The organism is Sandaracinobacteroides sp. (genome assembly GCF_057137845.1).
The window spans coordinates 1-9005 of sequence record NZ_DBNHFX010000041.1 but is presented as its reverse complement, the minus strand read 5'-3'; the positions used below and the strand labels follow the sequence as shown (position 1 = coordinate 9005).

Annotated in this window: 7 protein-coding genes; 4 read left to right on the top strand and 3 right to left on the bottom strand. The window is 64.1% G+C overall.

Annotated features, from left to right (window positions below; genetic code table 11):
- Positions 1-23: 23 nt before the first annotated feature.
- Both AC16JP_RS01950 and AC16JP_RS01945 read right to left on the bottom strand, forming a co-directional pair.
- Entirely contained in the window at positions 24-1418 is a 1395-nt protein-coding gene (locus tag AC16JP_RS01950) for an amidohydrolase (protein WP_484338916.1), read from the bottom strand.
- Positions 1418-3211 (bottom strand): peptide MFS transporter, encoded by a 1794-nt coding sequence (locus AC16JP_RS01945; protein WP_484338917.1) that lies wholly within the window; start codon positions 3209-3211, stop codon positions 1418-1420. Before AC16JP_RS01945 ends, AC16JP_RS01950 begins: the two co-directional genes overlap by 1 nt.
- Before the next feature lie 217 nt (positions 3212-3428).
- Here AC16JP_RS01945 and AC16JP_RS01940 point away from each other — a divergent pair, with 217 nt between their 5' ends.
- Positions 3429-4292 (top strand): AAA family ATPase, encoded by an 864-nt coding sequence (locus AC16JP_RS01940; protein WP_484338915.1) that lies wholly within the window; start codon positions 3429-3431, stop codon positions 4290-4292.
- 4 nt (positions 4293-4296) lie between these two features.
- On the opposite strand, the gene AC16JP_RS01935 is transcribed toward AC16JP_RS01940, so the two are convergent.
- The gene (locus AC16JP_RS01935; RefSeq protein WP_484338914.1) at positions 4297-4890 is read right to left on the bottom strand and encodes a TetR/AcrR family transcriptional regulator; all 594 of its coding nucleotides are present in this window, start codon (positions 4888-4890) and stop codon (positions 4297-4299) included.
- Between the two features lie 171 nt (positions 4891-5061).
- Here AC16JP_RS01935 and AC16JP_RS01930 point away from each other — a divergent pair, with 171 nt between their 5' ends.
- From AC16JP_RS01930 to AC16JP_RS01920, 3 genes are all read left to right on the top strand, one after another.
- Positions 5062-5637, top strand: coding sequence for a DUF4136 domain-containing protein (locus AC16JP_RS01930; RefSeq protein ID WP_484338913.1), 576 nt, complete (start codon positions 5062-5064; stop codon positions 5635-5637).
- A gap of 56 nt (positions 5638-5693) precedes the next feature.
- Positions 5694-8150, top strand: a complete 2457-nt coding sequence (locus AC16JP_RS01925) for a zinc-dependent metalloprotease (protein WP_484338912.1) — start codon at positions 5694-5696, stop codon at positions 8148-8150.
- Positions 8151-8214: 64 nt separating this feature from the next.
- A complete protein-coding gene (locus AC16JP_RS01920; RefSeq protein ID WP_484338911.1) occupies positions 8215-8805 on the top strand; it encodes a DUF4136 domain-containing protein in 591 nt (196 codons plus the stop codon).
- Positions 8806-9005: the final 200 nt, after the last annotated feature.

Sequence of the window (9005 nt, the reverse complement as noted above, 5' to 3'; positions counted from 1 at the left end):
CAGCAGGGCGAGAAGCAGCTTCCTCATTTGCGGTCTCCCTCGCCGGGCTGGCCCAGTTCAAAGTCGGATACGGGCCGTCGGGCCGGGTCGTCGGTATCATAGAGCAGCGCGCCGTCGATCCACACCTTCTCGGGGCGCGAATAGACCGAAAGCGGATTGCCGTTCCACAGCACCACATCGGCCTGCTTCCCCGGTTCCAGGCTGCCAACCTTGTCGGCGATGCCCAACGCCTTGGCCGGGTTGATCCCGATCCACGTCCAGGCTTCCTCGTCGCGGATCTGCAATCCCATGCGGCGGCCATGCGCCAGCGCCTTGGCCGTTGCCTGATTCAGCCGCTGGATGCCGTCGGCATCATCGGAATGGGTGATGGCGCAGCCGCCGCTGGCGTGCAGGAACGGCAGGTTCTCGCGGATGCCGTCATAGCTTTCCATCTTGAAGCCCCACCAGTCGGCCCACATGGCGGCACAGATGCCTTCCCCGCGCAGCATGTCGGTGATCTTGTAGCCTTCGACCGCGTGGTGGAAGGCGGCAATCTTGTAGCCGAACTCCTTCGAGATGCGGATCATGTTCGCCATCTCGTCGGCGCGATAGCAGTGGTTCTGGATCAGGATTTTCCCTTCCAGAACGCCAGCCAGCGTTTCCATCTGCAAGTCGCGCTTTTGCGGCCCCTTGGCCGTTTTCATCCGGGCCTGATAATCGCGGGCGTTGGCCCATGTCTGCCGCGTGACAGCGATGTTGCCCATGCGCGTGCTGGGGATCTGGCCCTTGCTGCCATAGACCCGCTTCGGGTTTTCACCGCATGCCATCTTCAGAACCCATGGCGCGCCCGGCATCAGCATGTCTTCGGCGGTGCGGCCATAGACATTCTTCAGCGTGGCCCCACGGCCGCCGAACAGGTTAGCCGAGCCGGGGAGGATGGTCAGCACCGTCACGCCGCCCGCAAGTGCGCGGCCGAAGCCCGGATCCTGCGGCCAGACCGAATGGATCGACCACACTTCGGGCCGCGCCGGGGCGGTTGCCTCGTTGCCGTCGGAATGGGCGGAAACCCCCGGCGACGGATAGGCGCCGAGGTGCGAGTGGATGTCGATGATGCCGGGCGTCACCCACTTGCCGTTGCCGTCGATCACGGTTGCGCCTGCTTCATCGACCGTCTGCCCGATCGAGGTGACGCGGCCTTTTTCGAACCTGACGGCGCCCCGGTCGATCCGCCCGCCCTTGCCGTCGAAGATGGTGACGTTGCGCACCACCGTCGGCACGCCGGGCCACGCATGATAGGTGGATTTCCACTCGGCCTCGGCGGCGGGGCTTCCGCCCTGCAACACGGGCGCCGGTGCGGAACCGGCGGTTTCGGCGGGTTTGCCGGTTGTTGCGCAGGCCCCCAGCAGCGCGAGCGAGGCCAGCAAGGCGGAACGTTTCATCAATGAACTCCGTGCATCCAGCGTGTGAGCCAGGGCGAAAGAACCAGCAGCAACAGCCCGAAGCCAATGGCGACGAAGCCGATCGTCTGGAACACGCCCGCATAGGTGGAAAGCGACACACCCAGGTTGGTGACATTGCCGCCGACGGTTTCGACCGAGGCGAACTGCGCGACGATGCCGCCGACATATTGCGCCATCGCCGAAGCAAGGAAGAACACGCCCATCATCAGGCCGACAACCCGCGCCATCGACAGTTTGGTGATCATCGACAGGCCAACCGGCGACAGGCAGAGTTCGCCGACCGAGTGGATGAAATACAGCAGCGCCAGCCAGAACAGCGCAACCTTGTAATCCGGCCCGGCAAAGCGCGTTCCGAACACCAGCACCAGAAACCCGAGGCCAACCAGCATCAGGCCGATCGAGAACTTGATCGGGGTCGTTGGTTCAAGGCCGTGTTTGGCCAGCTTCACCCACAGGATCGACATCAAGGGCGCCAGCAGCACGATGAACAGCGCGTTGAAGATCTGCGTCTGCCCGGCAGGCATAAGATAGCCGCCGATCTGCCGGTCGGTGTTGCGTTCGGCGAACAGCGTCAGCGACGACCCGGCCTGTTCGAACAGGGTCCAGAAGACGACGGTGAACACGACGAGCACCGTCGCCACCACCATCATCTGGAATTCCTGCTTGTTGCCGTTCACATAGGCCCAGGCAGGAATGCCGATCACGGCGACGACGAACGTCGAGAACATCACTTTGCCCAGCAGCGGCAGGCTGGCGAGATAGCCCATGATGCCGCTGCCGTTGCGCGCGGCTTCGGCGGCAGCCGCCGCGTTCAGCATGGTGTTGTTCAGCAGGAACCACGCAACCGGCACCGCTGCCAACGCACCGATCGTAACCAAGAGCGCCGCGCTCGATGGTGCGCCCGCCGGTGGTTCGCCATAGCCCTTCAGCCGCCCGCCATCGAACTGGAACAGCAGGAAGGCGATCATCATGCCAACCGCCGCAAGCCCGAAGCCTGCGGAATAGCCGAACCAGACCGCCAGCAGCGGACAGAAGAATGTCGAGATCAGCGAGCCGAGGTTGATCCCCATGTAGAAGATGGTGAACCCGCCATCACGCCGCGAATCGCCCTTTTCATAGAGCGAGCCGACGATCGTCGAGATGTTGGGCTTGAAGAAGCCGTTGCCGACGACGATCATCGACAGCGAGGCCAGCATGATCGTCACCCACAGCGGGTTGCGGATGCCATCGGCCTTGAAGGTGCCTGCCGCCATCTGCTGCGGCAGTTCGCTGCCGTCCGAGCCGAGGAGCGTCAGCGAACCATCGTCGTTACCCTTGATTTCCAGCCTCTTGCCCGAAGGCGCCACCACGAACTGGCGCTTTGTTTCGCCCTGCTTTTCGACCACGAGTTCATAGGTCTGGCCGCCATGCCGGAACACCGGCTTCGCCGCCTCGCCGTGGATGCACAGGCCAAGATAGCCAAGGCACATCATGATCGCGCCCAGCTTCACGCTGCGTTTCGAGCCCATGTAGCGGTCGGCGATCAGGCCGCCGAACAATGGTGTCAGGTACACAAGGCTGGTGAAGCCGCCATACAGCCCGCTGGCGGTTGCGTCCGAAAACAGGAAATGCTCGGCCAGAAACAGCACGAGCAGCGCCCGCATGCCGTAATAGCCGAAACGCTCCCACATTTCGGTGGTGAACAGCCGGGCCAACTGCCGGGGATGGCCGAACCATGTTCCCTGATCGTTGCCGTGGCCGGTCACTCCGGTATCGAAGCTGCCGTCCTGCACGGCGCCTGCGGCGCTTGCATCTTTTTCGCGGTCCAAGCCCTCACCCCTTAATCGCCGTGGCGCGCACGTTGGACGGCGCTGCGCACATTGTCGTTGGCGGTTGATGCTGCCACGCGCCGACAAGCGCAAGCATTTTGCGCCGAACCGATGCACCTCCCAAAAGCTATATTGGCAAATTGCGTCATTGCACCGCACAAGGCGCAGGAAAGGAATCCCGATGAGCGCAACTACCCGTTTCGAAGGCACCGACCAATATGTCGCAACCGACGACCTGAAAGTCGCCGTCAATGCCGCTGCCACGTTGCGCCGTCCGTTGCTGGTGAAGGGGGAACCCGGCACCGGCAAGACCGTGCTCGCCCACGAGATTTCCAAGGCGCTGTCGGCGCCGCTGCTGGAATGGCACATCAAATCCACAACCAAGGCGCAGCAGGGCCTCTATGAATATGACGCAGTCGCCCGCCTGCGCGACAGCCAGCTTGGCGACCCGCGAGTCGCCGACATCGCCAACTACATCCGGCGCGGAAAGCTGTGGGAGGCGTTTACCGCGCCGGAATTGCCGGTGCTGCTGATCGACGAGATCGACAAGGCCGACATCGAGTTTCCGAACGACCTGTTGCAGGAACTCGACCGGATGGAGTTCAACGTTTACGAAACCGGCGAAACCGTGACCGCGAAACAGCGGCCGATCGTGGTGATCACGTCGAACAACGAAAAGGAACTGCCCGACGCATTCCTGCGCCGCTGCTTCTTTCACTATATCCGCTTCCCCGACGCCGACACGATGAAGGCCATCATCGACGTGCACTTCCCCGGCATCCAGAAGGCCCTCGTCCGCGAGGCGCTGACCATCTTCTATGATATCCGCGAAGTGCCGGGCCTGAAGAAAAAGCCCTCTACCTCGGAATTGCTGGACTGGCTGAAGCTGCTGCTGCACGAAGATCTGCCGCTTGATATTCTGCAGTCGCGCGATCCGAAAAAGCTGATCCCGCCGCTGCACGGCGCATTGCTCAAGAACGAGCAGGACGTGATGCTGTTCGAACGCCTAGCCTTCATGGCAAGGCGCGAAGGCAGCCGCACCTAGGCCGCTATCGCTTGATCAGATCCTTGGCATAGAGGACCGCTGCGCGCTGCGTTTCCTTAACGAGGGAGACGCGCAGATCGGCGTCCTCTTCGGCAAGGATCGACGAGATCGTGGACAGCACATACCGGATCAGAACCTGCGCGCCTGCCTCGCAGGTGGCAGGGGAAAGCCTTGGGTTGCGCTGGTGCAGCGCGCCGGCAATCGAGGCGATGACCCGGCCGATCGACTTCTGCTCGATCGGCATCAATTCGCGCGAGAAGCGCATGATCCGCAGCAGCCGCTGCTCGGCGTGGGAGTTGGTGACGACCATCAGTTCGATTGCCTGCGCAACGATTTCCTCGACCCGCTGCCCGCTTTCGACAACGGCAACCAGAGGATCATCGACCCGGTCCATCAGTTCCTGCGCGAGATCACGCAGAATATCGATTCCACTGCCGTAGTAGCCGCGCACCACCGACACCGGCAGCCTGCTCGCCTTCACCACCATCGCGATGGTGATTGCCTCAGGCTCCATCTCGTCGAGGAGGGCTATGGTCGCATCGAGAATGGTCCGGCGGGCCTCCTCGTCCAGCATCATCCGGTCGGCAGCTTCATGCATGGAGCATGAATTGCACCCGGATCACACACAAACCAAGCGAAAAAACGCCATCCGTATACGAAAAATCGACGAACCGATTCCGTTGTCCACTGTTCGACCGGCGAACAAGCGGCTAGCGTCTGGCGGCAAACAACTCTGCACATTGCATTAGCAGCTTCAAGGAGCAACGACATGAAACGCCCTATCCTCGCCGCAACCTCGCTCGCACTGCTGCTGGCGCTTTCCGCCTGCAACCGTGGCGGGCTGTATGCCGACGTCGCGCGCTTCCATTCCAACCAGCCGATCAACCGCGGAACCCTCTTCATCGAGGCGGCCGATCCGACCGTCGGCACCAGCCTTGAATTTCGCACGCACATGGAATCGGTTGCCGTAGAGATGCGCCGCCTCGGCTTCCAGACGGTGCCGACCCGCGCGCAGGCGCAATATGTCGCCATCCTCGACATCGCACAGACAGATGGGGCAACCGTTACGCGCCCTGGCACAAGCGTCGGCGTCCCCGTCGGGCCGACGATCATCGCAACGCCGGTCGGTCGCGGCCCCAGCAGCAGCACCGAGCGGACGACGACGGTCGCCGTCCAGATTCAACGCCAGTCCGATGGTGCGAAGGTCTGGGAAGGCCGCGCCTCCAAGACGTCGAACGTAGGCTCGCAGGAAGCGGCGCTCACCTGGGCCGTCCCGGCGCTTGCTGGCGCTCTGTTCCACGACTTCCCAGGTCGTCCGGGCGTCACGCAGCAGGTCCGTCTCTGACGATACCACGCCCCGCCGGCCTTCCGGCGGGGCTTTTTTGCGGCTAGCACAGGCGTATGCAGCCAAAAACTCGCGCCGCTCACGCGGCATTCGCCACCCTGCTTCTGTCTCTGTCTCTGCCCGCAGTCGCAGCGCCGCCTCCGGCGAACCCGCTTGCAGGCACGGTCGAACGTCAGGGCCTGTTCCCGGTCCATCTCGACGAGGCCGGCGGCCGGATACTGGTTGCCTTCCCAAAGCCCGGACAAGACGGCGTCTCGACCCGCTTTCTTTACATGGCGCAACTGCGAACGGGCGTTGGTTCGGCGCCGACGGGGCTGGATCGTTCACGCCCTGGCCCGGCGCAGATTCTGGCGGTTCGACGCCTGGGCAAAAAGGTCGTCTTCGAACTGGAAAACCACCGGTTCAGGGCAACCGGCGCCCCCGCCGCCGAGCAGGCCGCAGCGCGCGACGCCTTTGCCACCTCGACCATCTGGGTCACAGATGCGATCCCCATGCCGGATGGCAGCTTCATGGCCGACATTGCGCCATTCCTGACCCGCGACATGCAGGACATCGCCGCAGGCTTGCGCGAAGGCGGCGAAAAGGGCTGGAAAGCTTCCCCCGAACTGAGCGCGGCAGACCCGGCGGCGACACGCACATTCCCCGACAATCTGGAATTCGAGGCGCTGCAGACCTTCGTTTCAGAAACGCCGGGCGCTGAAATCCGCAACATCGCGCCGGATGCACGGCAGATCAGCCTGCGGGTGCGGCACAGTTTCATCCGCCTGCCAGACACCGGCTATCAACCACGCCGCTTCGATCCGCGCGGCGGCAGCTTCGGCACGCAGATCGTGGATTTCGCCGCACCGCTGGGCGCGCCGGTGGTGCAGATGCTTGCAAACCGTTTCCGGCTGGAAAAAACCGATCCTTCGGCGCCGCGTTCGCGCGTGCGCAAACCGATCGTCTTTTATATCGACAGCGCCGCACCGGAACCCATCCGTTCAGCGCTGCTGGATGGCGCGCGCTGGTGGCAACAGGCGTTCGAGGCCGCAGGCTATATCGATGCCTATCGGGCGGAAATCCTGCCACCGGGCATCGACCCGCTGGATATCCGCTACAATGTTGTGAACTGGGTCAACCGCGCAACGCGTGGATGGTCGTACGGCTATGCCGTCAGCGACCCGCGAACCGGCGAGATCCTGAAAGGAACCGTGCTTCTGGGGTCGCTCAGGGTCAGGCAGGACATGCTGATCTATGAAAGCCTGGTCGGCGCAGCGAAAACCGGCACGGGCGGCGCAAACGACCCGGCCGAGGTGGCGTTGCAACGCATCCGCCAGCTTGCCGCACATGAAATCGGCCATGCGCTTGGCCTTGCGCACAACTTCGCCGCCAGCACACAAGGCCGTGCGTCGGTGATGGATTACCCGGCGCCACGCATCGGCCTCGTGAACGGCGCGCCCGATCTTTCCGACGCTTATGGCAAGGGCGCAGGCCGCTGGGACCATTTCGCAATCGACTGGCTCTATGGCGAACCCGCCACGGGCGACACGGATGCCGCCGCCATGGCCCGCGCCGACGCCGCCCAGCGCGACGGTCTCCGCTATGTCGGCGATGAACAGGCGCGCGACGTCGGCAACGGCCAGCCATGGGGCAGCCTGTGGGACGACGGCGCCGACGCGACCGCCGAACTGGGCCGCCAGATGGCCGTGCGCGATGCCGCCATCCGCGGTTTCGGCCTTGCCGCACTGCCGGCAGGCGCGCCCGTCAGCGAATTGCGGCGCCGGTTCGTGCCGATATGGCTGCTGCACCGCTATCAGGTCGAAGCCGCCGCCAAGCTGATCGGCGGTGTGGAAAGCCGCTATGCCGTCGCCGGAGACGGCATGGAAGCCGCGCCGCCGGTTGCGCCGGGCGCGCAGGCCGCAGCACTCGACGCGCTGATAAAAACACTCGACCCGGCGCGGCTGGATGTGCCGGCCCCCCTGATCCCGTTGCTGTCGGCTGGATGGTCCGGCGACAATGACCGCCAGTTCGACATCGAAATCTTCCGCACAGCAGGCGGCACCATCTTCGATCCGCTTGCCGCAACCGACGCCGCCGCAACCGTAACGCTGGACGCCCTGCTGCATCCGGCCAGACTGGCGCGGATCGCCGACCAGAACCGCCGGGATCGAACGATCGCCGGCCCTGCCGACCTGGCGGATCGTTTGCTGGCGCTGGCCTTCGCACCCGCTGCCACACCAGCGCTGGCGGAAACGCGCAGAAGAATCGCAACGCGGGTCATAATGTCGCTGGCGCGCGTAGCCCGTAGCACTGATCTTTCCCCATCGGTTGCGCTGATCCTCGACCAGCGGCTGGCCGAGCATGGGCGCCGGTTGGCCAGCGCTACCGCCGACAGCCCGGCCCAGAAGGCATGGGCCGCCAGCATGGCGCGGCTGATCGCAGACCGCAAGGCAATGTCCGAGCTTCTGGCGCGGCCCGAAAGCCGGATCATCGTGCCGCCGGGGATGCCGATCGGCAGCGACGACATGTCATGACCCTGTTCAAGCAACGTTGCGCAACCTATCATCCCACTGCCCGGAAACAAGGAAACGCCCGCCGATGAAGACGCTGCCAGCCCTGTTGTGTGCCGCTGCCCTTGCGCTTGCGGGCTGCGCATCCACGCCTTCCGCCAACGTGTTGCGGTTCCACCAGAGCCAGCCGATCGAACGCGGCGCCATCTATATCCGCCCGGCCAATGCACAGATGGCCGGCTCGCTGGAATTCAACGCGCAGGCGAACGCAGTTGCTCCGCATCTGAAGGCGCAGGGGTTCGCCGTTGTCGATACGCCTGACAATGCGAAGTTCGCAGCGGTCGTCGGTGTGCAGACAGCCGAACGCGCGGCCGCCCCCCGGCAATCCGGCCTGTCGATCGGCATTGGTGGCGGGTTTTCCAGCGGCAACGTCGGCATCGGCACCAGCGTGAATGTGCCGGTTGGCGGCAAACCTGCGGCCTCCACTGCCACAACCACGACAATGACCGTCGCAATCGTCGCACTGCCCGGCAATCAGGCCGTCTGGGAAGGCCGCGCGTCGCTCGATACCGGGCCGGGCGGACAGCAGGGAACCGTCCTTGCGCCCGTGCTTGCCAAAGCGATGTTCGATGGGTTTCCCGGCCCATCCGCCAAGACGGTCGCCGTTCCGATCCGCTGAAACCGCCACAATCGACGGGGAATTGACGCAGACGCCCGCGGGCTGGCAACGCACGCCGCACAAGCGGAGGGCTATTTGAACACGGATCGGATTCGCCAGCGCCGCGCGCTGTGGGCAAGTTTCGTCGGCACCGGCATCGAGTTTTACGACTTTTATGTCTATGCGACGGCGGCCAGCCTTGTGTTCGGCCAGCTTTTCTT